The organism is Sorangium sp. So ce381 (assembly GCF_051473845.1).
GTDB lineage: Bacteria > Myxococcota_A > Polyangia > Polyangiales > Polyangiaceae > Sorangium > Sorangium atrum.
In genome coordinates, this window is sequence record NZ_CP150336.1 from 10,004,713 (window position 1) to 10,029,673 (window position 24,961).

At 70.6% G+C, this 24,961-nt stretch carries 14 protein-coding genes; 8 read left to right on the forward strand and 6 right to left on the reverse strand.

The genetic code is table 11. The annotated features are described in order from the left end of the window. The first annotated feature begins 4 nt into the window (after window positions 1-4). Window positions 5-481 (forward strand): hypothetical protein, encoded by a 477-nt coding sequence (locus WMF29_RS37575; RefSeq protein ID WP_437324915.1) that lies wholly within the window; start codon window positions 5-7, stop codon window positions 479-481. A gap of 119 nt (window positions 482-600) precedes the next feature. Then, a complete protein-coding gene (locus WMF29_RS37580; RefSeq protein ID WP_437324916.1) occupies window positions 601-1,539 on the forward strand; it encodes a hypothetical protein in 939 nt (312 codons plus the stop codon). Between the two features lie 72 nt (window positions 1,540-1,611). Here WMF29_RS37580 and WMF29_RS37585 read toward each other — a convergent pair whose 3' ends face one another. The 4 genes from WMF29_RS37585 to WMF29_RS37600 all read right to left on the reverse strand — a co-directional run bounded on the left by WMF29_RS37585 (window position 1,612) and on the right by WMF29_RS37600 (window position 5,782). Continuing rightward, the gene (locus WMF29_RS37585; protein ID WP_437324917.1) at window positions 1,612-2,274 is read right to left on the reverse strand and encodes a DUF4215 domain-containing protein; all 663 of its coding nucleotides are present in this window, start codon (window positions 2,272-2,274) and stop codon (window positions 1,612-1,614) included. A 106-nt stretch (window positions 2,275-2,380) separates the two neighbouring features. Beyond that, window positions 2,381-3,622 carry a hypothetical protein gene (locus WMF29_RS37590; protein WP_437324918.1) on the reverse strand — a complete coding sequence of 414 codons (1,242 nt, stop codon included), beginning with the start codon at window positions 3,620-3,622 and terminating at the stop codon, window positions 2,381-2,383. Beyond that, window positions 3,619-5,145 (reverse strand): tetratricopeptide repeat protein, encoded by a 1,527-nt coding sequence (locus WMF29_RS37595; protein ID WP_437324919.1) that lies wholly within the window; start codon window positions 5,143-5,145, stop codon window positions 3,619-3,621. Before WMF29_RS37595 ends, WMF29_RS37590 begins: the two co-directional genes overlap by 4 nt. Then, a complete protein-coding gene (locus WMF29_RS37600; protein ID WP_437324920.1) occupies window positions 5,138-5,782 on the reverse strand; it encodes an RNA polymerase sigma factor in 645 nt (214 codons plus the stop codon). Before WMF29_RS37600 ends, WMF29_RS37595 begins: the two co-directional genes overlap by 8 nt. An 823-nt stretch (window positions 5,783-6,605) precedes the next feature. Between WMF29_RS37600 and WMF29_RS37605 the strand changes: the two genes are divergently transcribed. The 6 genes from WMF29_RS37605 (at window position 6,606) to WMF29_RS37630 (ending at window position 23,123) form a co-directional block, all read left to right on the forward strand. Then, window positions 6,606-6,728: a GxxExxY protein gene (locus WMF29_RS37605; protein WP_437324921.1), complete on the forward strand. Its 123-nt coding sequence runs from the start codon at window positions 6,606-6,608 to the stop codon at window positions 6,726-6,728. Between the two features lie 475 nt (window positions 6,729-7,203). Beyond that, the gene (locus WMF29_RS37610) at window positions 7,204-9,222 is read left to right on the forward strand and encodes an SAM-dependent methyltransferase (protein WP_437324922.1); all 2,019 of its coding nucleotides are present in this window, start codon (window positions 7,204-7,206) and stop codon (window positions 9,220-9,222) included. Continuing rightward, window positions 9,210-10,475, forward strand: a complete 1,266-nt coding sequence (locus tag WMF29_RS37615) for a ComEC/Rec2 family competence protein (protein ID WP_437324923.1) — start codon at window positions 9,210-9,212, stop codon at window positions 10,473-10,475. The genes WMF29_RS37610 and WMF29_RS37615 overlap by 13 nt, the downstream gene beginning before the upstream one ends. A gap of 7 nt (window positions 10,476-10,482) precedes the next feature. Further along, window positions 10,483-15,108, forward strand: coding sequence for a DUF6603 domain-containing protein (locus tag WMF29_RS37620; protein WP_437324924.1), 4,626 nt, complete (start codon window positions 10,483-10,485; stop codon window positions 15,106-15,108). 17 nt (window positions 15,109-15,125) lie between these two features. Further along, window positions 15,126-17,432: a hypothetical protein gene (locus WMF29_RS37625; RefSeq protein ID WP_437324925.1), complete on the forward strand. Its 2,307-nt coding sequence runs from the start codon at window positions 15,126-15,128 to the stop codon at window positions 17,430-17,432. A gap of 12 nt (window positions 17,433-17,444) precedes the next feature. Beyond that, on the forward strand, window positions 17,445-23,123 hold the full coding sequence (locus WMF29_RS37630; RefSeq protein ID WP_437324926.1) for a hypothetical protein: 5,679 nt from the start codon (window positions 17,445-17,447) through the stop codon (window positions 23,121-23,123). A 278-nt stretch (window positions 23,124-23,401) separates the two neighbouring features. Here WMF29_RS37630 and WMF29_RS37635 read toward each other — a convergent pair whose 3' ends face one another. Both WMF29_RS37635 and WMF29_RS37640 read right to left on the reverse strand, forming a co-directional pair. Then, window positions 23,402-23,836, reverse strand: coding sequence for a hypothetical protein (locus WMF29_RS37635; RefSeq protein ID WP_437324927.1), 435 nt, complete (start codon window positions 23,834-23,836; stop codon window positions 23,402-23,404). Window positions 23,837-23,955: 119 nt separating this feature from the next. Continuing rightward, window positions 23,956-24,879 (reverse strand): alpha/beta hydrolase, encoded by a 924-nt coding sequence (locus WMF29_RS37640; RefSeq protein ID WP_437324928.1) that lies wholly within the window; start codon window positions 24,877-24,879, stop codon window positions 23,956-23,958. Window positions 24,880-24,961 lie beyond the last annotated feature (82 nt).

The following is a 24,961-nucleotide window of genomic DNA, read 5'->3' on the forward strand; positions in this document are numbered from 1 at the left end:
CTCCTTGAGACGCCGTCCGGCCCGCGTGACGGCCGCCGCGCGGCGGCGGCCTGGCCGGAGCCCTGCCTGCCGGTGGCGAGCGCGCTGGCTCGTGGCGCTCGCGCTCGCGGCGCAGCTGTGCAGCCTGACGCACGCGTTGCTCGTCCGGCACGTCCGCTGCGAGCACGGCGAGCTCGTCCACGCGGCGACGGTCGCCGTCGCCGCGGCGACGCTTCACGCCGAGCGCCGTCCTCCCGGCGACCAGCCCGGCGCGCGGCCCGGCGGGGGTGACGACCTGTGCGACGCGCTCGCGCCGCGCCACGAGGGCGACGAGCACTGCGACGCGTTCGCGCTGCGCGGTCAGCTCGGCGCGCCCGTGCACCGCGTGGCGGAGGCCACGCTGCTCGAGGTCGTCCGCCTCGCCTCGCTCCGACCCTCGCCCGAGGTCCGACCCATCCCCTTGCTGATCCTGGCGCCGAAGAGCTCCCCGCCGGCGGCCTGAGCATCTCACGAGGCCAGAGGGTGATGCGGGCGCTGGGCGCGCGAGGAGCGCGGGCCTGCGCTCGCCGGGCGCGTTCGTGCGCGCTCGTCGGGATTTCGAGACGACTCAGGAGCTTGATCATGATGCAGAGACTGAAGGTGACAGGGTTCATGGTGACGGCGTGCGCGCTCGCGCTCGTCGCCGGGTGCGGCGATGAAAGCGGCGCGACGTCCGAGACCGGCGCCGTGCAGATCTTCGTGGAGCCGGAGGACACCATCCCCGAGGGCCTGGAGCCGGGCACAGGGGAGGAGAACATCGCGGACGGCTGGAAGGTCACGTACGAGCGGTTCCTCGTGACGATCGGCAACGTGCGCGCGGCGCGCTCGGATGCCGAGGAGACGCTCGGCGATGAATCGGTGTTCGTGCTCGACCTCAAGAACGCCCCGGCGACGAGGTACGTGATCGCGAATTTCCAGGACGTGAGCGCGGTGCGCTGGGACCGCTTCGGGTTCGACCTCCCGAACGCGAAGGCGGGGGTGAAGACGCTGCCGCCCACCACGGCGGCCGACGTCGACCTCATGGTCGAGGGCGGCTATTCGCTGTTCTTCGAGGGATCCATCGAGAAGGCGGACGGCGAGTCGTGCCCGCCGCCCGGCGGCGCGTGCGTCCCCGCGGCTCGGGTGCGCTTCAGCTGGGGCCTCCCGGCCGGGACGTCGTTCGACGATTGCGCGACCGAGGACGGGATCAACGGGTTCAGCGTGCCGACCAGCGGCACGGTCGCGGTGAAGCCGACCATCCACGGCGACCACTGGTTCTTCGACAACATCACCGCGGGCGTGGAGCTGACCAAGCGCTACGCGCAGTACATCGCGGACAGCGATCTCGACGGCGATGGCGAGACGACGATCGACGAGCTCAAGCAGGTGAACGCCGCCGATGTCTTCGGCGACGAGTACAACCTCGCCGGCGCGTCCGGCGGCCCGATCGAGACGGCGTACGACTACGTGGTCGCGCAGGCGCGCACGCTCGGCGACTTCCAGGGTGACGGAGAGTGCCCGAGGCGCGCCGTGCTGCCGTGATCGGGTGAAGGCGGAGGGCCGCGCCGGTCGCGCCTCGCTTGGCTTTACCGCCTCTCCTTTTCAAGCACGGCGCTATGCCGGGCCGAGCTGACAGGCGCTCGTACACCCGTCGCCGTCAGCCGTGTTGCCGTCGTCGCATTGCTCCCACTCCGGGTCCACCACGCCGTCTCCGCACACCGCGCCGGCGCTCGCCCCGCCCTCGCCCCCCGCTGCGCGGAGCTGACAGTCGCTCGAGCACGCATCGCCGTCAGCCGTGTTGCCGTCGTCGCATTGCTCCCACTCCGGGTCCACCACGCCGTCTCCGCACACCGCGCCGGCGCTCGCCCCACCCTCACCCCCCGCTGCGCGGAGCTGACAGTCGCTCGAGCACGCATCGCCGTCCGCCGTGTTGCCGTCGTCGCATTGCTCCCATTCCGGGTCCACCACGCCGTCTCCGCACACCGCGCCGGCGCTCGCCCCGCCCACGGCGCTCGACCCGCCCACAGCGCTCGACCCGCCCACGGCGCTCGACCCGCCCACAGCGCTCGACCCGCCCACGGCGCTCGACCCGCCCGCGGCGCTGCCTCCGGTCGCGCAGTCCGTCGAGGAGGAACAACATTCGACACACGCCCCCGTGCCCGTGCTCTCCTCTGGCGAGTCGACCCCTTCGATGAAGCGCACCTCGCACGCGGCCTGCATCAAGAACAGCCCTGCGACGGCGAGCAGCGGACGGCGCGAAAGAAGATGATGACGCATGACTCTCCCTCTCGAAGCGAAGCCGAGTTGTGCCTCGCTCTGGTAAGTGGGCGCGAGCTCCTCTCCGTGGCTCACCCAAATCAACGATTCAGAAGGATCCGGCGACTCAGAAGCTCACCTGCAGGCCGAGGCTCGGGAGCAGCGCCGGGCGCCCGGTGCGGCCCACCTCCACACCAGCGATGGTGAAGACAGGCTGTCTTGCGAGCACGAGGACGTCGAGCGCCGCGTGGGCGGCGAGGTACGGCAGGACGCGGACGCCGACGCCGGCCCCTGCGGAGACGCCGGCGGTGAGCCAGTCCTGACGCCGGTCGCGATAAGGAGGGTTCGCCCGGCCGGCGACCGTCACATGATAGACGCCTGCGCCGAGCGAGATCACCGGATGGATCCGCCACGCCTCGGGGCCGGCGGCGTACGCCAGGCCGATCATGGCCGCGGTCTGCCGCAGCGCCACGCGCCCGCCGGGAGCGTCGAGGCTCCTGGCCACGACGGCCGGCACGAGGGTCCCGCGCAGGGAGACGCCGGCCGCCAGATCGGATCCCACGCGGAAGTAGGGCCCGGGGACGACCCCGACGTCGCCGGCGAGCGCTGCCAGCCCCGCCTCGACGCTCAGCCGGCGCTCGTCGGACGTGGGCGCCGCGGGCGCCCGGGGCGCGGCGCTCCGGGGGTCGAGCCGCCCGGGCGCGGCCGACCCGCGCGCGGCCCGGGATCCGCTCGCAGGCGCGGCCGACCCGCTCGCCGCCCGGGATCCGCCCGCAGGCGCGGCCGCCCCGCTCGCCGCCGTGGCTCGATCCGCGGGCGCGACGGCCGCTCGCGGCTGCAGCAGCGCCGCGTCGAGCGCGATGGCCTCGCGCCCCGCCGGCGCGGCCGCGTCGGCGATCCATTGCGCCACCCGCTCGGGCAGCTCGCGGCGCTGCTCGCCGCTCAGCTCGAGCAGGCTGGCCCGGAGCAGCTCCGCCGATCGCACGGCGAGATCGCTCGCCGCGTTGCTGGCGCCGGGGACGCCGAGCTCCACGCGGCGGACCAGCGTCTCCTTCGTCGCGTGATCCGCGATCCACGCGTCGGCGACGGTGCCGCGGTCGGTCTCGAGGATGGCGATGGCAGCGAACACGCCGTCCGCGCCCTCGATCTGCGCGCGCCCGTCGACGCCCGGCGCGCCCTCGAGCGAGCGGACCGAGAAGCCCACGGCGCGCAGCTCGCCCGCGAGGCGCACCGTGGCCTCCTCGACGACCTTCCCGGCGTGCGGCGCGCGCACCACGACCACGCCGATCTCCTCCGCGGCGCTCGCCTCCCGGGACACGAAGAGCGCGGCGCACAGCGCAAGGGCAAGCCCGAACCCGCTGCGCCTCATGGGCGGCGGAGGATCTCCGTCGCGACGGCCGCGAACGCCCCGCGCGGGTAGCGCGCGAGGTACTGCTCGGCGATCGGCCGGGCCGCGCCGTCGCCCTGGGAGGCGCGCAGCACGATCATCTTCCGCCCGAGCGCCTCGGCTGCCAGCGAGCCGGCCGGCGACTCGGCGAGGTACCGATCGTACCAGTCGATGGCCGCCGCGGGCGAGCCCGCCTCCGCGATGCGACCGAGGAGGAACGCCGCCGATCGCGCCTCGGGCGAGCCAGGGAAGCGCGAGCGCTCGGCGAGCAGCGCGCGCCGCGCGAGGTCGTTCCGCCCCGTGTAGCGCGCAGCATCGGCCAGCGCGGCGATCTCCGGGAGCGGGCTCGCGGCGATCGTCGCGTCGACGCCCCGCGCCTCCGCCACCGCGATCGCCCCGGCGAAGTCGCCGCGGACAACATGCTCGCTGCAGCTCCCCGAGGCGGGCGCGGGCGCCGCGGGCGCGCGGACCGCCGCCGAAGCTGGCGCGAGCGTCGCCATCGGATCGGTCGCTACCGGCGCCGCCATGGCCGGCGCTCCCACCGCGACGGGCGCTCCCGCCATGGCCGGCGCCCCCACCGAGACGGGCGCTCCCGCCGCGGCTGCCCCGCCCGTCTCGGCCGGCGCCCCGGCGCCCTCCAGCATGCCCATCTCGGCCGGCGCCCCGGCGTCCTCCAGCATGCCCATCTCGGCCGGCGCCCCGGCGTCCTCCAGCACGCCCATCTCGGCCGGCGCCCTGGCGTCCTCCAGCACGCCCATCTCGGCCGGCGCGTCGGCTTCGCGCAGCCCGCCTCCTTCTGGCGCACGCGCGCCGGCGGCGCTCAGGTCCGCGATCGTGAGCTCGCCGCGGATCACGTCGGCGACCAGGCGCTGGCCGCCCTGGAGCGCCACGCCGCCCGAGGCGAGCGGGCCGCGGACCGCGACCGAGCCGCTCTGCATGGTCAGCTCGAGCCGCTCGCGCTCCCAGCTCAGGTCGAACTCGGTGCCCGTCACCCTGACGGTGAACGGCCCTGCCGCCGCGACCCACTCGGCCTCGGGCAGGTGCGCGACCCGGAAGTGCGCGGCGCCGCCCTCGATGTGGATCTGCGCGCCGCGCGCCGTCACGGCGGTGATGCGCCCGCGCGCCCCCGGCGCGAAGCGGACGGTCGTCCCTTCGCTGAAGCGCGCCGTCGCCCCGCTGGTCCCCCCGCGCACGTAGGTGTCCGCGAGCGCCGCGCCGTCGGCGCGTTCTCCCGGCGCGACACCGTCGATCTGGTACGACAGGCGCGCCGCCGGACGCAGCGCCCAGAGGCCCAGGATCACGAGCAGCGGCGCCAGCGCCGCCGGCAGGAGCCAGCGCCTCCGCGGCGCGAGCGGCAGCACGGGGCGCTCGACCTCGTCGATCAGCCGCGCGCGGCCGCGGGCGAGCGCGCGGTCCGCCGGCGGGGCCGCCCCCGCCGCGCGCGCCAGCGCCGCGAGCCGCCGCAGGGCGACCTCCGGCGGAACCCCGGGCTTCGGATCAGCCATCGCTCGCCTCCTCGACGGGCTCGACGTAGGCCGCGAGGAGCGGATCCCGCTCGGCCATCGCGTGGACGCGCGCGGTCACCTTGGCCAGGTGGCGCTTGGCCGTGGCCAGGGACATCCCGCTCGCCTGCGCGGTCTCCGCGAGCTCCAGCCCCTCGATGTGCCGCAGCACGAAGAGGAGCCGCGCCCTGTCGTCCAGCCTGTCGAGCAGCGCGTAGAGCCGCGCGACCGCCTCGCGCGCGCCCTCGTCGACGCCCTCGGCCGGCTCGTCCGGCAGCACGCCGCTGTCGGTGAGCGAGAACCAGCGCCGGAACCGCCGGCGCCGCAGCGCCGACCGCGCGACGCGCACGGCGATGCCGAGGAGGAACGGCCGCAGCGCCCCGGGATCCCGCAGGTTCTTCACCTCCCGGAAGAACTGCAGGAACGTCTCCTGGGCGTGGTCCTCGACGTCGCCGCCCGGCCCGAGCACGCGGCGGAGCAGGCCGTGCACCAGGGCGCCGTAGCGGTCCCAGACGGCGCCGGCGGCGCCTGGCTGGCCCTCGGCTGCCGCGCGGGCGAGGCCGGCGTCGTCCAGATCGGTCAGGGGTCTGGCGCGGACGAGGGTGAGCCGGGGGGCGAGGGCTGCGCTGGGCAAGACCACGGGAACTGGAATAGGTGGTCGCGAGGGGGTCCCGGTGGCTCACAAAAGCGACGGGGTCGAACGCCGCGCGCGCCTCGCGAAGGGCGCACCGGAGCTCTCGACGGGAACGGGACAGGCGGCATCGAGGGGTGAGGCCGACGCCGGAGCCCCGGCGAGAAGGACCGGCCAGGGATCGCGGGGTCGGAGGGCGGCGTCTCCAGCGCGGAGACGAGTGTCGCTCGTCTTTTCTTGGAGCCACGTCCACCGGGAGACGAGTGTCGCTCGTCTTTTCTTGGAGCCACGTCCACCGGGAGACGGGTGCCGCTCGTCTTTTCTTGGAGCCACGTCCACCCGGAGACGGGTGCCACCCGTCTCTGGCGTGGAGGCGCCTATACCAGGACACAGGTGCCATCTGCCTTTCCTGGAGCCGCCCCCCTCCAGGAGACAGGCGCCCCCATCTCCGGCGTGGAGGCGACTGTACCAGGACACAGGTGCACCCATCTTTTCTTGGCGCCGCCTCCTCCAGGAGACGAGTGCCACCCATCTCCCGCGTGGAGGCACCAGCTCACCCGGATGGGTTCACGGCACGTCGCCCGCCCCGGGCGGGGGCCGGGACGGGTTCGGGCCTCCTGGCAGGGGCTGGCCGACGGGGCCTCGCCAGGTCGTCGGCCATCTCGACGTAGCGCGCCAGGAGAAGCCACGTTGGCGGAGGGCGTCGACCTGTACGTTGTCACAGCGCTGGGCGCATCATCGTGCTTCCGACGGTCATCGTCGAGATGTCTCGAATTTTAACGCAAAGACACAAAGACACAAAGACGCAAAGACGCCAAAAGGCGGAAAGAGAATGTTCGAAGATGAGATAGCCAGGGTCGTCATCGACGCAGCCATCGAGGCGCAGCGTACCCTTGGAGATCCAGGGCTGCTCGAGACCGTCTACAATGAGGCGCTTGGCTTCGAGCTTGAGTGAGCGGGAGGCAGGGCATTCATCGCGTGGTCAATGGGTTGCAAGAATGTGCTCTCTCGCTCTGTGGGGGCCGCCCGCCAGGGCCAGTAGCTACAGGGGGACTGGTCCCGAAACGGTGGCGACGTGGGAGGAGAATCGGAGCTCATGGCAGGGCGCACGCGAGTCCCTGGATGCGCTGACACATTCGACACCTGCGAGGACAAGGACCAATCTTGCACACATCAGATTGACTGGAAAGCCCCCTTTGCGCCGTCTGCCGGGACTCTCGCCAGAGGGATGCGCAGATGAGTCAACCTCGAACGGATCGAGGCGAATGCAGCATAGCCGTGGTGAGCCTGTGACGTAATACGATGTCCAATGCGCACATTCGTCTGAAACAGGCCGTCCAGACGTGTGGAATCGCCTCCCGGCTGCGAAGGTTGACGCGATTGGTCGCGCCCGGTAAGGTGGAGGGTCATTCAGTGGCGGAGTCGGTCTCATGCAGACGGATGCGTTACTCCCGCTTTCACAGTCGCCACTGTGGCGCCTTCAGCGCGAGTACTTCGAGCGGGCGGGGGTCGATGCCTGGCGCAAGGGCGTAGTCCCGAGCTTCGTCACGTCGAATGCGTTCATCGCGCACGCGTATGCGCAAGTGGTCGCCGCCCATCTCGAGGACGTGTCCGCGGCCGAACGCGCTTATGTCGTCGAGCTGGGCGCGGGGTCCGGGCGCTTCGCGCATCATTTCCTGCGCGCCTATTTCGACGACGACGGGGAGCGCGCGCGGCCGCCGATCACCTACGTCATGAGCGATATCAGCCGCGCAAACGTCGAGTTCTGGCGCGCTCACCCGAAGCTCGCGGAGTACGTGGCGCGCGGCGTGCTCGACTTCGCGCTCTTCGACGCGTGCGCCGATCGGGCGCTCACCATGCTCGAGGGCGGGCGCACGCTCGGCGACGCCGCGCCGGGGCGCGTGATCGCCATCGCCAACTACCTCTTCGACAGCATTCCTCACGATCTGTTCATGATCGACGGCGGTCGGCTCTACGAGTGCCACGTCGCGCTCGACGCGCAGCGCTCGCTCGACATGGATCCGAGCTACGAGGCGCGGCCGTGCTCCGAGCCGCGCTACGCCGACGCGAGCTGGAACCGCCTCCTCGACGCCTACGGCGCCTCGCTGTCGAGCGGCTGGTTCCTGCTGCCGGTCGGCGCGCTCCAGTGCGTCGCCAACCTGATCGCCATGGCGCGCGGGCGCCTGCTGCTGCTCAGCGCCGACAAGGGGACGCCGGCGCTCACCGACGTGCGGCGGGACGTTCGCCCGCTCCCGGCGCGCCATGGCAGCATCTCGTTCAACGTCAACTATCATGCCCTCACCGACTACGTGACCGGCGCCGGCGGCCAGGTGATCGAGCCGAAGCACACGAGGCGCGGGCTCCACGTCGCGGCCTACGTGTTCGGCGCGGGGCGCGGCGAGCTCTCGCGTACCCGCGACGCGTTCGAGCAGCACATCGCCGATTTCGGCCCCGCCGATCTCGTGGAGCTCATGCGGACGGTGACGCGGCACCGCGATACCATGGGCCTTTTGGAGATTGCCGAGCTGCTCGACCTCGCGCGCTGCGACACCGACGTCTTCCGCGCCTGTCAGCCGCGGCTCGCAAAGCTCCTGCCGGGCGCCTCCCCCGAGGAGCGCCGCTCATTTCGCGCCATCTTGCACCGCGTGCTCGCGGCCGACCTCTCGGGGACCAGCCCGCACGAGATCTCCCTCCCCGTCGGCGCGCTGTTTTCGGCCCTTGGCGATCACGAGCAAGCACTGGCGCTCTTCGAGCGCGCCGAGTCGCTCACCGGTCCCACGGCGGTCACGCGCCTCCACGCCGCGGTCACCAGCGCGAGCCTCGGCCGGCTCGAGGAGGCGAGGCGCCACGCGCGCGACGCGCTCCGTCTCGATCCACAGCTCGCGGCGGCGCGCGTGCTCTCGGTCGACCTCGACCTCACGCTCGCGCCGCTCACGCCCGCACACGCGCCGTGGATCGCCGCGCACGCCGACGCGGAGGTGACGCGCCTCTCGCGGCTCGCGCCGATCTCGTCGGAGCTGGACGCCGCTCGCTGGATCCGCGCCGTCACCACCGGCGCGGGACGCCGCGCGTTCGCCATCGAGCATGTCGATCGCGGCACCGTCGGTGTGATCACCCTCTCGACGTTCCAATCGGCAGGGAGCTTCGTCTTCTGGCTCTCGCGCGAGCACTGGGGGCTCGGCCTCGGCACCGCCGCGGCGCATCGGCTGCGCCGCCTGGCGATCACCCAAGACGGGGTCGAGGAGCTGTTCACCCTGGTGCTCGCCGAGAACGTGCGCTCGATCCGCGCGCTCGAGCGGCTCGGCTTCCGGCGGCTCGCGGACGCGCCGCCGCCGCTCTTTTTGTACCGCTGGGGCGCGCGCCCGAGCGACCCGCATGCGCTCGCGCGGCTTCGCCGGCTGCTCGACGCGACGACTTCGGAGATCGAGGAGCCGGCATGGCCGACATGAAAGGGACAGACGTCGATGACGATGCGGCCGAGCGCTTTGAGCTCGTCTTCATCTACATGGGACAAGGCGACTGCACGCTGATCCGCTGCCCCGACGGCCAGGTGGTGGTCGTCGACTGCGGCAGCAAGGCCTACCTCGAAGACGAGCCGTTCGTGCGCGCACAGCTCTTGCTGCGGTCGAAGACGTGGGCCGGCACCGAGAAGAAGGTCCATTCGCTGATCCTCACGCATCCGGACCGCGACCACTATAACAAGCTCGGCGAGTTCTTCTGGGGCACCAAGTTCAAGGAGCCGTTCGACATCGACGGGAAATCGTACTCGACGATCGAGCCGCCCATCGGTGTGGAGCGCGTGTACTTGAGCCAGAGCTACAGAGACGACAGCCCGATGGGCAACTACAGTGAGAACAGCGCGAATCATTGGATCTATGCGAACAAACTCGACACCGCGGCGATCTACGAGGTCACCATCAACGATACCAAGGACGAGCTCAAGCAATGGCGCAGAGAGGACGGGTTCAAGAAAGCAGGGACGACCCCGATCGCCGGTAGCAAGCAGGTGGTTTTGTCGGGAAGGACGAAGAATGGTAAAAACTGGGAGATAGCGATCATCGCCGGCAATGTCCCTATCAACCAGAAAACTGGGCTGAAGGATGAAAACGGGAACGCGCTCACCGAGCCGAAGGACGCAGCCAACGCGGCCAGCCTCGTGACGCGCCTCTCCATCGACCGCTCGGTCGCGCTGCTCGTCGGAGACGCGACCTTCAGCACGGAGAGGTTCCTGATGGATAAGCACCCCGATGCCATCAAGGAAGTCGCGATCGCGCAGGTCGGTCACCACGGCAGCTCGGACACGTCCTCGTCGCCAGCCTACGTCAAGCTGGTAGACCCCGCGCGAGCGGCGGTGAGCGTTGGCTATAATGAGTCCTCACACCGCCTGCCGCGCTATAAGGCGCTGGAACGTTGGCTCGAGCTGCTCGATGAGCGCGACAAGGGAGCCGAACACCACATCGATTACTGGCAGACGGAGGAGGAGGCGGGAACCAACTGGGAGGAACAACTCGAAGTGTGGAAGAAGGATCCGGAGGACTCGAAGATCCTCGAGAAGTGGGGGGATAAGTTCTCGTACCGCCTGAGCGACCCAGGGGACGGCCGCATCTACGCGTTCTCCGGGAATATGTTCCTCTTTCGCGAAAGCACCCGCCTTCAGCTAGAACAGACATCAATGGGCACCTTCCGCTGGACGCTGGCGTGAGATGCCCATGAGCAACCTGACCGACGTCCTGCAGCGCAGCCTGAAGGGGAGCGCGTTTGCCCTCAAGACCGGCGACTTGCAGTCGCCGGCCATCGACGCGATCGCCGGTGATTTCTTCCCGAACGCGGTTTTGTCGCTGACGCAGGCGCGGCTCGACGTTGCCGCTGACGGGACGGCGGTGGTGCGCGGGACCGGCGTCGATCTGCCCCTCACCGGCATGAGCGTCGAGGCGCGCTTCTACGATCGCGATGGCCACTCACACTTCCAGCTCACCGCGACCGCCGGCGCCGGCTTCACGCTCACGGCCGCGCTGCCGGCGCTGGCGAGCCCGCTCGCCACCGCGCTGCGGTTCGCTTCACCGCCGACGCTCACGCTCCACACCGATCCGCAGAGCGCCGCGGGCGCTCCGGGGATGGCTCTCGCCGCGACCATCGACCTCAAGGCAATGACCGCCGGCCTCTCAGGCTTGCTCGGAAGGGACTCGCTGCCGCTCTCGGGGAGCATCGTCATCAAGGAGCAAGGCTCCAAGCTCCACGACGTCCATTTGATCGCTCCGGCGGTAAGTTCCGTGAACCTCGGCTTTGCCGAGGCGAACGACGTCACGCTGTCCATCGGCATGCGGCTCGCCTACGACCCGTGGACGCGAGCGTTCGGCGCTATCCCGTGGCTCGGCCTCGCTACCAGCATCACGCTCGGCACGGGCGACCGCCGTTCGCCGCCGATCCCGCTGTCGCTCGAGACCACGAGCCTCGGCGGCCCGCTTCGCTTCCAGGCGGACGTGGGCGACGGCATCGCGGCCGCGCTCGACGATCTTGAGGCGCTCGTGCAGCACGTCGGCCTCGCCAGCCTGCTGCGCGCGCAGACCCTCTTCCGCGTCGCCGACAGCGTCCGGGTCACCACGCTCTTCTTCGATCTGGACATCGGAGGCGGCGGCGGGCTCACCGGCATCGGCGTGGCGCTGGAGAGCGCATCGCCGTGGAATCTCCTGCACATCGACGCCACTGGCGCCGACCTCACCGTGTCAACCCTCAAGGTCACCGTCACCCTCGCGCGACCGTTCTCGCTCGACAACGCGCGCGTGTCCGTCGGCGGCGAGGTCGCGCTCGGCGCCGGCACCATGGTCGTGAACGCGACGTTCCCGGATCTCGCGGTGCAAGGCTACCTGCGCCAGGGCAGCGGGCTCGCCCTCGGCGATCTTCTCGCGCTTTTTCTCGGCGCGTCCGCGCCCGCGCCGGCGCTCGCGCTCGACGTGCTGACGTTCGACGCGTCGTCGGCCGGCTACTCGCTCGACGTGACCATCGATGGGACCTGGTGGCTCCCGCTCGGCGGTGCGCTCTGGGGCGTCGAGGAGGCCGCGCTCTCGATCGTCCGGCGCGCTCAGGCTCGCTCGGCGAGGGTGAGCGGGCTCGTGCGCATCGCCGACGTGCTGATCGAGGTCGCGGTCGACGTGCCGGGCCCAGGCGCGGGCTGGACCTTCTCAGGATCGACCGCGCCCGACCAGGTCGTCGTTATCGGTCGGCTGCTCGACGAGCTGAGCCGGCAATTCGGGCTCGCGCTGCCGTCGGCGCTCACCGACCTCGTGCTCGACGCGCTGGCGTTCACCTTCGACAGCAATTCGGGCAGGGTGACGTTCGGCTGCGACGGTCGCTTCACCATCGCCGACCACGACGTGGCGGCGCGGATCCGGATCGCCTACGCGGACAGCGCCGCCGGCGTCACCGCCAGCACGTCGGGCACGCTCACGATCGGCGCCGCCTCCTTCACGCTCGCGTTCGACATGTCGCCGGGGTCGCGGCGCGTCAGCGCGTCGTGGAGCAGCGCGCGGCCGACCGGCTTCGCCGACATCGCGGGTGCGCTCGGCGTCTCCCTGCCCCTGCCGCCGGAGCTCGATCTCGGGCTCGTGCGCGCGTCCCTCGCTTACGATTTCGCGAGCGTGGCGCTGCTCATCACGGCGCGCTCGGCGAGCTATGGAAACGCGGGCGCGAGCCTCGTCTCGCGCCGAGACGCGGACGGGGGCCGCTGGTACGCGTTCGTGTTTCAGACGCACGTCGCGATCGATCTCGGCAATGTGCCGGTCGTCGGAGCCGGGCTACCGGCCGCGCGATCGATTGGGCTTCACGACCTCCGCTTCACGGTGGTCTCGAAGGATCTCGACGCCCGCACCGTCGCCGACGTCAACGCCTCCCTCCGCGCCGCCGATCCGGACGCCGGCACGCTCCCGACCGGCCCCGCGCGCCGAGGCGTCCTGCTGGCTGTGCCGATCACCATGGGGAGCGACAGCGCGCTGCTCGTAATCCCGCTCGACGGCGCCGCCGCGCGCCTGACCGCGCCGCCGCCGGTCGCGGCCGGCGACTCGATGAAGTGGCTGGACGTGCAGCGCGCATTCGGGCCGGTGTGGTTCCAGCGGCTCGGGCTCGGCTACGCGGGCGGGCAGATCGAGGTCGCGCTCGACGCGTCGCTGACGTTCGCCGGCCTCACGGTCTCGCTCATGGGCCTCCGCGTGACGAGCCCGCTGTCGAGCTTTTCGCCGAGCTTTCACCTCGACGGGCTCGGCATCAACTTGTCGGAGAGCGTCCTCAACGTCAGCGGCACGTTGCTCGCGCTGCCCGACCGCGGCATCGACAGCGCATCGCCGCAGTACGCCGGCCAGGTGGTGGTCGAGACGGAGGCGTTCGGCGTCGCGAGCGTCGGCGAGTTCAGCAACTTCCAGGGGCAGCCGACGTTCTTCTTCTTCGCCATGCTCGACGCGCCGCTAGGCGGGCCGGCGTTCGCCTTCGTCACCGGGCTCGCGCTCGGCCTCGGCTTCAATCGCAGGTTGATCCTTCCGAGCCTGGACGCGCTGCCGAAGTTCCCGCTGGTCGCCGCCGCGCTCGCCGACACCCCGTCGAAGAATCCATTTCACGGCAAGACCGACCCGGCCGCGGCGCTCGAGGTGATGAGCGACGCGATCCCGATCTCGCTCGGCGACAGCTGGCTCGCGCTCGGCGTGCGCTTCACCTCCTTCGAGCTTGTGCACTCGTTCGCCCTTTTGACCGCGACCTTCGGAGCGCGCTTCGAGATCGATCTGCTCGGGCTGTCGATGCTGGCCGTGCCAAGCAACGCGCCCGATCCGATCGGCTTCGCGGAGATGGCGCTCGAGGCGAGCTTCTCGCCTGACGAAGGCATGCTCGCCGTCGACGGCAAGCTCACCCCCGCTTCCTACATCCTCTCGCGCGACTGTCATCTGACGGGTGGGTTCGCGCTCCGCGCGTGGTTCAGGGATACGGCTGACGCGTCGGCCGGCGACTTCCTCGTCACGCTCGGCGGCTATCACCCCGCGTTCGCGAGGCCGGCGCGCTATCCGCTGGTGCCGCGCGTGGGCGTCAATTGGCGGGTGAGCGACGAGCTGACCGTCAAAGGCGACTTCTATTTCGCGCTCACGCCAGCGGCCGTGATGGCGGGCGGGTCGATGGAGGCGGTCTGGCAAAGCGGCGATCTGAAGGCGTGGTTCTCCGCTGACGCGGACTTTCTGCTCTCGTGGAGACCATTCTACTACCGGGCGCACGTCGCCGTGAGTCTGGGCGCCTCGTACAAGGTAGATTTGTGGATCACGTCGTTCACGGTCACGGTGCGAGTGGGCGTGGACCTCGATTTCTGGGGTCCCTCGTTCGCGGGCCGCGCCACCGTCGATCTCTACGTCGTCAGCTTCACGATCTCGTTCGGCGACAGTGACCCGAGCCCCGAGCCGATCTCGTGGAGCGAATTCAAGTCGTCGTTCTTGCCGAAGGGTTCTGCGTCGCCGTCGCCGTCGCCGCGCGGCGCGCGATCGGGCGGCGATCCGCCTCCGATCCCGATCGACACCTATTGCAGCAGCCGCGTCGCCTCCGGCTTGCTCCAGGATCTCAGCGGCCAGAAGCGCGGTGACGATGATCCCGACTGGATCGTCAACCCCGAGACCCTCGTGCTCGAGACTCACTCGGCGATGCCGTCGACAGAGGCGAGCTACACGACCGGTGACGCCGCGAACGCGCCGCGGACGACGCCGCTCTCGGGCGAGTGGAGCCGCGCAGTCGGCGTCGGCCCGGTGGCGGTCGCGGCCGCCGACTTCGTGTCGCGGCACGCGATCTCGATCTTCCGGCTCGACGGCGACGCGGAGGACTACCACTTCCCGGTCGAGCTCGCTGCCACGCCCATCAAGCGCAACGTCCCGTCCGCGCCCTGGTCGCCGTCGGTGGCGCTCAACCCCAACCTGACCACGCTCAACGCCGGCGCGCCGATGATCGCGGACACGCTCAGCGGCTTCCGCCTGAGCGCGCCGCTGACGGCGCCGGATCAGACGCCGGTCCCGGTGCGCCTCGCGATCCTGCAGACGACGCCCCATCCCCACCAGGGACAGGGCGCGTGGAGCGCGCCCAAGGTCGCCACCGGCGATCCGTTCGATCAGGGGCGCGCCATGGACGTGCTCACCAGCACGGTGAACGACGCCCGCAAGGTGGCGAGCACGCGCGTCGGAATCCTCGCGGCGCTGCGGGCGCAGGGCGTGACCGTGGACCCGTCGGTCAATGTGGACGCGCTCGCGGCGCACGCCGCCGACGTCCTGCTCAGCGCGCCGGTGTTGAGCTACCTGGGCGAGGAGCCGGCGAGGGCGGCCTGACCGAGAGGGGAGCGAGCATGGCCAACGAAGTTCCGCCGAAGGTCCAGGGAGACATCGTGTTCGTGGACCGGCGCCAGCCGCCGCTCCTTTCGGGCACGTACCTCGTCACGGTCGAGCAGACGCTGCTCAACAAGAACCCGCAGCGCGCCGGCGCGGACACCATCAACGAGCGCTACGTCAATACACGGCGGTTCGTCGTGCGCGGCGAGCGGCTTTCGCTCGACGCGTCGGAGGTGCGATCGGTATTTCCGCCGCCGAATAGCCACGGAGAGTTCGCGAATGTGCTCCCGCACGTGGTGTTCGAGCGCCGTACGCTGCCGTGGGAGCGCTCGGCTGACGACAGCGAAAGCGGCGCGAGCTGGCTCGCGCTCCTCTTGTTCGAGGAGGGCGAGGCGCCGCCGTCGCGAGCCGCGCAGATGGGCGATTTGCAGCGCGGCGACTTCTATCGCAGCAAGGACGACGCGGCGGCGGGCAAGCCGAAGAGCGCCAGCACCCTGCCCGCCGACACCGCCTCTTATGGCGACGGGTTTCGCGCGCTCAAGATTCCCGCGTTCGCGACCGAGTACGGCGAGAGCTGGTGGGATCCATGCCGAGTGATCGACGTCCCGGTCGCGATCTTCAGCGCGATCGCCCCGAGCGCCTTGGATCTGCGGTGGCTCGCGCACGCGCGCATCGCCTCCGCCGAGGCGAAGGCGAGCGGCGCCGCCGGCACCAGCACCGAGTGCTCGGTGATCGTCGGCAATCGGCTGCCCGCGCCCAACACGAAGTGCACGGTGCACCTGGTCTCGCTCGAAGGGCTCTCGACCATGCTCCCCGCCGCCGATACGTACACGCCCGCGAAGATCCAGCTCGAGAGCGGCGCCGCCGCGCGCAACGTTCGGCTGCTCTCGCTGCGCAGCTGGAGCTTCACGTCCGTCGACGCGGGCGAGACGTTCAGCGGTTACCTCGAGCGAGTGAGCGTCGGAGCGCTGCAGCGCCCCGCCGCGAGCGGCGACGGCAGCGACGCGGCGAGCCGGGTGGCCAACGCGTTCAAGCTCGGATACACGGCGGTCAATCACCTGACGCGCCTCGGCGACACCACGGTGTCGTGGCTGCGCGGGCCGCTGCTGCCGTTCGCGGCGGCGCCGGTCATCGTCCCCGCGCCCGGCTCGGCCGGCGCCGCTGCGCCGCTCTCGTCGGCGGATCAGGCGGTCCGCTACGAGCCCGAGACCGGCATGATGGACGTCTCGTACGCCGCTGCATGGCAGATGGGTCGACTCATCGCGCTGCAAAATCGAGGCTTCGCTGTCGGGCTCTATAATTGGAAGCGGCATAACCAGGTGAAGACCGCGCTCACGCTCGAGCGCCAGGTGGTGGTCGAGCGGCTGGGCACGACGCTCGGCGTCGATCACGCCGCGCTACGGCGGGAGGGAGCCGCGGCCCTGCGCGCGGGCGCGGCGCACCTCTTGACCCAGGCCGTCGCGGAGAGGCGCGTGCAATCGCCGGGAGGACAGCGCGCGCGGGCGGGCGCCGAGCGCTGCCTGATGCCGCGGCGCCACCACCACGAGCGTCTCGTCGAGGCGGTGGCGCACGCGCCGACGCTCGCCGCGATCCACGCTGACACCGAGGTCCCCGACGAGCTGGCGAGCTGGCTACGAGCGCTCGCGCTCCTCAACGGCGTGCCGCTCTCGTCGCTGCTTCCGGACGCGACCATGCTGCCGCCAGAGTCGTTCCGCTTCTTTCAGCTCGATCTCAACTGGGTGAACGCGCTGCTCGAGGGCGCGTGCAGCATCGGTCGTTCGAGCTCGGCTGATCTCGCGCACGACGCCGCGCTCGCCCCCAAGCTCTACGCCGCAGCCGCGCCGCCGAAGGTCGCGAGCGGCTTTCTCTTGCGCTCGGCGGTGGTCGACGGCTGGCCGGGCGTCGAGGTACGCGCCTACGACGCGAACCTTTCGCCGCTGCCCAACGTGCTGCGCATGGATCGCGTCGCGCCGAGCGTGCTCTTGTTCCTCGCCGAGGGGTCGGTGCACGCGGTGGACGTGCAAGAGCCGTCGGAGGGGCTGCACTTCGGCGTCGACGTCAGCGCTACCGGCAAGGACCTTCGCTACGTGACCGTGCCCGGGACCGCGCCGGCGGGCACGCAGCCGGGCAGCGTGATCGCGGGCGCGCCGTCGACGACGGTCGGATACCGCAGCGGCCGCGCCATCCAGATCGCCAAGCTGGCGCGCGATCTCAGGAGCAACATCGAAGCGGCTCAAGGCAATCAGGGCCGCACGTTCACCGCAGCGGAGTTCGCGCTCCAGCTGGTCGAGGGCGTACAGCTGGTCCGCTTCATGGTCGCGTAAGGAGACGAGTCCGTGAACATCAGATTCGAGGCAGCCCCCGCGCTCGTGGTGCCGATCGATATCGCCGCGCTCTGCGTCGGAGACCCGGACGCGCACGGGGGCGACGGGTACGGCACCAAGGATTTCGCCGAGCTGGCCGCGGATTTTTCGATCCTGCCGTACCTCAACGCGAGCGGCGCGCCGGTGCAGCCCAAGGCGAACGTGAGCGAGATGGCGCTTCCGCGCCCGTTCCAGCCGGCAGCGAACCCGCTCGGGCAAGGCGTCCACCTGCACTGGGCGCTGCCCGCCTCGCTCACGCGCGGCGCGACCGGCGCGGGGGGAAAGATCCAGTTTCCCACGGCGCCCAACCGCTGGTTGGTGGTGCGCATCGCGACCGATGAGTCGAATCCATCGGCGCCGGCGTGCGCGGTGAGCGGCTGGGTGATCGAGAGCGATCACCTGTGGGACGAGGGCGACGGCTCGCCCGCGCAGCCGCACGACTCGATGAGCCGCGCGGTGCCGCTCGCCCCCGAGACGAAGGCCCGCCCCAACAAGGCGCAGCGCCGGCTCGGGCGCGCGTTCCCCGTCGCGACGTGGATCGACGGCACCGCCAAGGCGACGGCCGCCGTCCACACGGCGCTCGGCTACGGCACGCCCAGCTTCGCCGCCGTCTACCAGCACTGCACCAACGTGTTCGGCTTCTTCGATGCGCTCGCCGACGCGTCGCTGCCCGCCGGGAGCAAGCTCTCGTATGCGGTCATCGGGTGGTATTCGGGCGCTGGCGATCCGCTGGCCACGCTGAGCTTCCCCGACGGCGTGACCACGCCCGCCGCCAAGCTGGCGTTCCTCGAGAGGACGCTCGCGTGGACCTTCGCGCTCGACAGCGCGTCCGCCTTTCCTGCGCGCACGGTGTGCAGCGGCCTGCTGCGCGGCATTACGTGGGATCCCCAAAGGCGCTACGTCACGCCGCGCGCCGACACGCCGGTCGACGTCGCCATCGGGAACCACACGACCGAGGCGATCGCGGCGCTGGTCGCCGAGCAGCCGCAGTTCGCCGCCCTGCCAGAGATCGAGCGCGTGCTGCTCTTGCTTCAGCTCAACCTGCTCTCACGGCTGGACGTGCCGGGCGGACTGGCGGCGGCCGAGGAGCTGCTGCACCAGGCGGCGTTCGGCGCGCGCTCGGGGGGGACGATCTGGAGGCTCAAGCGCGCGGGCGCCGGCGCGCCCCGGGACAAGCACGCGCCCGTTTTGGTCGATGCCGCTGCCCTCACGGACGCAGCCGCCGCCTCGGGCGACTCCGGCACGGTGCCCGCCGACCTCGCAACCAAACTCAATGATCTCAACATCACGCAGGAGGCGTGCGACCGGGCGGCGCGTGAGATCACGTCGCGCCGCAGCCAGATCTTCCTCGATTGGTATCGCTACATGCTCCTACAGCACCCCGAGACCGGCGCGCCCGGCGGCGACGACGCGTTCCACCTGATCAAGTCCGAGCTGGACGAGCTGAACGCCGCGCTGCAATCCGCGCAGCAGCTCGCCACCACGCTCACGCAGCGCGTGGATGCGGTGACCGCGGCGCTCGGCGGCGCGTATCAGCTCGACTCAACCGACGCGCCTCGCTACTGGCAGCCGAACGATCCGGTGCTGGTGATCTCGGGCGCGGATCTCAATCCGTCGGCGCGCCATGGCGGCAACGGCCTGCTGGCGTGCCGCCTGTCGAGCGCGCTGCTCTCGTCGATGACCGCCGCGGGCGCCGGCCCGGTGACCGCGGCTGCGCTGCCCCGGTGCGCGGCCGACGCCCGCGCCGCGATCCCGCCTGAGGCCGCTGCGCTCGTCGGCGAGGCGTTCTTCCTCGACCCCGATCGCGCTTGGATCCTGGCGCGCGCAGTGGCGGCGCAGGGGGGCCCGACCAATCCGGCGACGGGCGATCCGGCTGGGTTCCTCGCGGCCGTGCGGGCCGCGCAGGCGGGGCTGATGAGCGGCGTGGCGACAGGCGGGGTCAGCTTCACCGGTAGGGCGCCCTCACCGGTGGGCGTGAAGGCGTGGTCAGCGCCCTGGATCCCGCTCGTCCTCCAGTGGGAGGTGGCGTTCTCACCCACGCGGCCGGTCGGCGAGGGGCTCAGCGCGAGCTATCCGAGCGACTTCATCGCATCCAACTTCGCGCTGGATGCGGATGCGATCGACCTGACGCCGAAGGCCGCGCCGCCGGCGACGATCGAGACGTACAGCGGCTCGATCGTGCTCAGCCACCGCACCGAGGTCGGTCTCACGTCGCAGATCGATACGTGGCTCCGTCAACACCCTGACGACCCGCACGCGAGCGAGCTCAAGCAAGTGCGCGACGGCCTGACGCTCTCGGCGATGGCGCAGGCGATGGACGGCTTCAATCAATCGCTCCTCACGCGCAAGGCGACGCTCCAGCTGCCGGTGTCCGATCCGCTCGCCAGCCTCGACGGGCTCGATCACGATCGCCTCTCCAATCAGCTGGTGCCGCAGGCAGTGGCGGGCGAGAACGCGACCGCTCCGCTGCCGCTGCGCCTGTACAACCCGCTGCGCGCTGGCACGATGAAGATCACGAGGCTGCGCATCGTCGACGCGTTCGGTCAGGTGCGCGATTTCAACGCGCCGCCGCTGCTTCGGGCCGCGAGCCTGCGTCCCGCCGGCGAGGCGGCGAGCGGCGCGACGGTGGTGCTGCCGCCGCGCATCACCCAGCCGAGCCGCCTCCTGTTTCGCTGGCTTTCCGCGACCGGCGACCAAGTGGAGAGCAGCGGCCCCCCTGCTGCCACGCCCATCTGCGGCTGGGTGCTCTTCAATCACCTCGACGACAGCTTGATGCTCTATGACGCCGACGGGCATGCGGTTGGCTCGCTCAACGTGCAGGGGCCGACCTGGCAAGGCGCCCCCGGCAGCGACAGGTTCGGCCAGCCGATCGAGCAGGCGCTCGCCGACCAGAACCCGCACTTGAAGGCGTTCGCGCTGGGAATCTACAATAACCCGCGCGCAAGGCAGTTCCTGACTCGACTGCTGGAGGTCATGGACCGGTCCATGACCAGCGTGAACCCGATCGGGCAGCAGCAGGACGGCGGCTTGAGCCTGCTCGTGGGGCAGCCGCTCGCGCTCGCTCGCGCGTCGCTGCGTCTCGAGCTCGAAGGGCTGCCGGCGCTCAACCAGGGCACGACCGCGTTCAACGCGGCGGCCTCGGCGCGCGCGCCCTACGCGAAGCGCGACGCAGCCGGGTTCCCCTCGGTGAAATTCCCGGTGCGGCTCGGCGATCTGAGCAATCTCAACGATGGGTTGATCGGCTACTTCATCGATGACGGCAGCGCCGGCGCGTACCAGACGTTCTATGCCCCCGCGAGCGCGTCAGCCGATGGCGGCATTTCGCCGCCGGCCGCCGACACGCTGTCGCTGGCGAGCGGCGGCGACGCGGCCGCGCTCACGCTGTCAATGCTCGTCGATCCACGCGGCTCGATCCACGCGACGACCGGTATCCTGCCGGTAAAAGAGATCACGATTCCTCCAGACCTCTACAGCGACGCGCTCGGGCGCATCGCTGTCACATTCCTCGCGTCGCCGATCGTCACCGGCGAGGGGCCGCTCGCCTTGCCGCTGCCGGCGGAGAGCGGCTACGCGTGGTCGTGGGTTACGGCTCGACCGGGAGGACGGGGCTTTTCGGTGAACTCCGATCTGTCGCCCATCCGCGCGGCGGGGACGCTCGACTCCGCGCGGCAGCTCCAGGAAGGCTGGCTGCGCCTGACCCGCGCTGCCGCCGCCAGGACCGCTCGCCCGGCGGGGCTCCTCACGGCGGCGCCGCCGCTCACGCTCTCGGTGCAGAACGCGGACGGGAAGCCCGCGGTCTACATCACCACCGAGGCAACGAGGAACCGGATCACAATCTCGTTGACCAACCAAACCGGCGCTCCACTGGCCCTCAAAGGCGGCGCCGCGCCGGTGCCCGAAGAACAGGTCGCGCGCGGCGGACCGACCGCGCTTTATTTGACGTTTGGCGCCCTCTTTTCGGCGAGCGAGCTCGGCGAGTTCCAGGTGAGCGCGCCGGGCTGGAACGCCGCATTCTTCCGGGACGACGTGGCCAACTGGGGCCTCACGCCAACGGACGATCTCGTGCTGGCCGACGAAGCGTCGATCGCGATCGTCCTCACCAACGTGATCGCGAGCGGACAGCCGGCGCCGGGCACGGTCACCGTCGATTACTACAACGCCGGCGCCATCGACGACGACAGCTGCGCGGCCGCGCTGCTCCGCGAGAACCCGCCGTCGGGGCAGCGCGATCTCTCGCTCAATGTGGGCTTCGTCGACGACTCCACCGTCTTCCTCACGCGCGACGCGAACAACCCGATCACGAACACGCTGGTGTTCCACCTGAGCAATCCCTCGCCGACCACGCCGATCGTGTCCCCCGGCACGCCGCCAGGGCCGAGCCCGCCCGTGTTTCTGCTCTTCTTCGTCTGCGAGGAGGCGCCGGGGTATGGCGCGCTGACCACACGGGCGCGCGCCGCCGACGTCCAGGTGAAGCTCGCGCAGGTATATGCCGACCGCTGGAGCGTCGAGCCCGGGCCCCCGGGCGACACGCCAACCTGGCGGCTTCTGCCGCTGACGCCCGAGATCCTCGGCGTCGGAAGCGCCGCGAGCGCCGAGTTCACGATCGAAAACCTGGTAAGTGAGCTCTCGCCGGGCATCACGCAGCTTTACATTCAATACAGCAACATCCCCGGCTACAACGACGGCGCTTTCGTCCTTTCCGTCGAGAAGAGGCTGCCTACACCGGGGATACTGCGGTTCATCAACACGACCCCGGATATCATCAATCAAGGCGATCCGGTCACGCTGGCGTGGCAAACGTTCGGGGTGAGCCGGCTCGACTTGTCGTACGAGATCGACGGCACGACATACAGGCACTCCGCGCCGGGCGACCTCTCCTTCAGTCAGATGTATTCCCCGCTGCCGCTGCCGGTCGAGTCGATCACGTACTACCTCGACGCGTACGACGGCTCTGGGCACAAGGTCGCGGGCGCGTACGTGCCGATCACGGTCAGGCTGCCGCCGGTGGTGATCCACGCGTTCCAGGTGGACGTGAACCCGGTCGACCTGCAGCACGGGCCGCAGACGGTGACGCTCAGCTGGGACGTCGCCAACGCTGTCAGTATCGAGATCGAAGGCATCGGCAAGGTCGTGGGCACGAGCCTGCGCGTGCAGGTCAGCGCGACGCAGATGTTCGTGCTGCGCGCGTTCGGCCGCGGCGCAGCGGACCTGCAAACGAGGGCGCTCACGGTGCAGAGCATCCCGGACTTCCTCGCCGCCACCACCTTCACCCTCCGGAACTTCTCGCACAGCGTCATAAGCTCGATCGACGGGACGTGGACGGTCGACCAGACCCTCGTGGAGACGCTCTCCTTCTCGAAGGACGGCACTGGACAGTACGCGTATTCGATCGACGGCGGCGCCCGCTCCGATCATGGGCGCTACGATCCGATCCACGAGAGCTGGAGCGACCCCCGCACCACCTGGATGCTCGACGGGACAACGCTCAGCGTCGCCACCGGCAAAGGGCCGATCGCGCTCACGGTGAGCGGCGCGACACTCGTATATCGGCAGTCGCTCGACATCTTCACGCGCCACGAGAACACGTTCACCCCCGTGCCGCGCCTTTCCGATGAAGGCTTCTCTTCTCAGATCGCCCGCCATCGCCGCTGATGGATGGACCGGGTCATCTCCCTGACCGACGGCTCGGAGCTGGCCTTGCAATGGTTACGAGAACGCCCCTCTCGCTCTCTTGCTTTTTTTTGCGTCTTGGCGCCTTGGCGTTCAGTTCTTCGATCTCCTGCCGCGAGTCAACACGCCCATGCACCGCCTCTGCGACCACGGTTCGGGAGCAGACGACCCATGCCACCGTAGCCGCGCGCTTCGCGGGATGCTCCGCCTCGCCCCAGCGACGGTCGCCGACACCGAGCGCGAGGTAAACAAGCCTCTCCTCATCGCCTGACGTCGATTCCTTTTTCTCTCAGGCGCCGGATGATGTCCTGGCCGTTCATCTCCCAGAGGTCACCAGGGTCGATCTCTCGCGTTTGGCCGTCCTTCATCTTCACAATCCACACCTCAATCTCGCGATTCTTTCTATCCCTGGCGGTGCCAATCGCGAGGGACGCGACCTCAGCGAGACGAAATCCCTTCACGGTCGGCGCGAACCAGAACCCCGTAGTCTGCTCCAGCTTCTGGTCGTCGAGGACGACCCGATCCATCGCCAGCATCGGCGCGAAGAGGCCGCCGGCTACCGCAGCAACCCCAAATGCGATCAAGGCAATTATCATCGGCTGGCGCCTCCACAGCAGGAGCGCGCCGATCGACGCAGCAACGACCGCGATGGCAATCGCAATGCCGGGCACATAGCTTGGGAAGCTGTAGATCATGCTATCTTACCTGACGTACCTGGCATTCTACCGCGAGACGCGAGCTGCGGCGAGACCCGAGCAAATGTGAGGGACCATGTCGCCTCACCCGCGGGGATGCGGGGTGCTGGCGCGGCGCTCTACCGCGCCTCGTGCTCGCGCCAGAAGGCGAACGCCTCGTCCAGGTACACCTCCTTCGCGCCGTGGCCGAACGGGTGCACGGCGACGCGCACGGGCCAGCCCGCGCCGCGCAGCACGCCGGCGAGGGCGCGGGCCGAGCCGCCCACCGTGTCGTTGGCGCCGAAGCCGATGTAGAACGGCCTAGGCGCGAGCGTCGCGAGCTGGGTCGTCGCGTGGCCTCCCCCGCCGGACATCGCGCCGAACCCGTCGGCGTCGATCCCACCGCGCAGCGCGAGCGCCGCGGCGAAGTACGCGCCCGACGACGAGCCGGCGACGTATACCCTCGAGAACGAGACGCCGGTGATCTCCTCGAGCTTTCTCCGCTTCTCCGCGAACACCGCGACGAGCGCGGCGGCGTGCTCCTCGTACGCCCGCTCTCCCGTCGGCCAGCCGCGCCAGCTCGCGTAGCCCTTCGGCGCGAGGCCGACCTTGCCGCGCGGTATCAGCGCGGCGACGCCCGCGCGCCGGGCGGCGCGGGACACGACCGTCTCGACGTTGGTCTTCTGCTCGCTCTCCTTCCCCGGCGGGACGATGCCATGGAGGTAGAGCAGCAGCGTCCGGGTCGGCGCGTCGGGCAGCACGTAGCAGGTCTCCTCGTCGAGCGCGTCGACGCCGTCGATGCACCAGTCCGTCTCGACGCGCGGCGGACGCGCTCGGGGCCACGGCGCCGGCTCGGGCAGCGCGGTCGCGGCCACGGTGACGGCCGGGGTCGGCGCTGCAGGCACGAGGCCGGGCTCCGCTGCATCGAGCGCGGCCCCGTCGGGCGCCGGCGCGCGCGCTCTCCCCGGAGCGTCTGTTGTGTTGCTGCACGCGCAGAGCGCGACCGCGAGCGCGCCGAGCAACGCCGCGATCCACCGCGCCGCACCTCCGAAGCAGGACCCCATGACGCGACGCCCAGCGCCGGCCGGCTCGCCGCTCGCTACCAGCTCGCCGCTCGCTACCAGCTCGCCGCTCGCTACCAGCTCG

Bases quoted from the DNA above. Each gene is read 5' to 3' on its own strand.
- WMF29_RS37580 (WP_437324916.1), top strand. From the start codon at position 601: ATGATGCAGAGACTGAAGGTGACAGGGTTCATGGTGACGGCGTGCGCG.
- WMF29_RS37585 (WP_437324917.1), bottom strand. From the start codon at position 2,274: ATGCGTCATCATCTTCTTTCGCGCCGTCCGCTGCTCGCCGTCGCAGGG.
- WMF29_RS37590 (WP_437324918.1), bottom strand. From the start codon at position 3,622: ATGAGGCGCAGCGGGTTCGGGCTTGCCCTTGCGCTGTGCGCCGCGCTC.
- WMF29_RS37595 (WP_437324919.1), bottom strand. From the start codon at position 5,145: ATGGCTGATCCGAAGCCCGGGGTTCCGCCGGAGGTCGCCCTGCGGCGG.
- WMF29_RS37605 (WP_437324921.1), top strand. From the start codon at position 6,606: ATGTTCGAAGATGAGATAGCCAGGGTCGTCATCGACGCAGCCATCGAG.
- WMF29_RS37610 (WP_437324922.1), top strand. From the start codon at position 7,204: ATGCAGACGGATGCGTTACTCCCGCTTTCACAGTCGCCACTGTGGCGC.
- WMF29_RS37615 (WP_437324923.1), top strand. From the start codon at position 9,210: ATGGCCGACATGAAAGGGACAGACGTCGATGACGATGCGGCCGAGCGC.
- WMF29_RS37620 (WP_437324924.1), top strand. From the start codon at position 10,483: ATGAGCAACCTGACCGACGTCCTGCAGCGCAGCCTGAAGGGGAGCGCG.
- WMF29_RS37625 (WP_437324925.1), top strand. From the start codon at position 15,126: ATGGCCAACGAAGTTCCGCCGAAGGTCCAGGGAGACATCGTGTTCGTG.
- WMF29_RS37635 (WP_437324927.1), bottom strand. From the start codon at position 23,836: ATGATCTACAGCTTCCCAAGCTATGTGCCCGGCATTGCGATTGCCATC.
- WMF29_RS37640 (WP_437324928.1), bottom strand. From the start codon at position 24,879: ATGGGGTCCTGCTTCGGAGGTGCGGCGCGGTGGATCGCGGCGTTGCTC.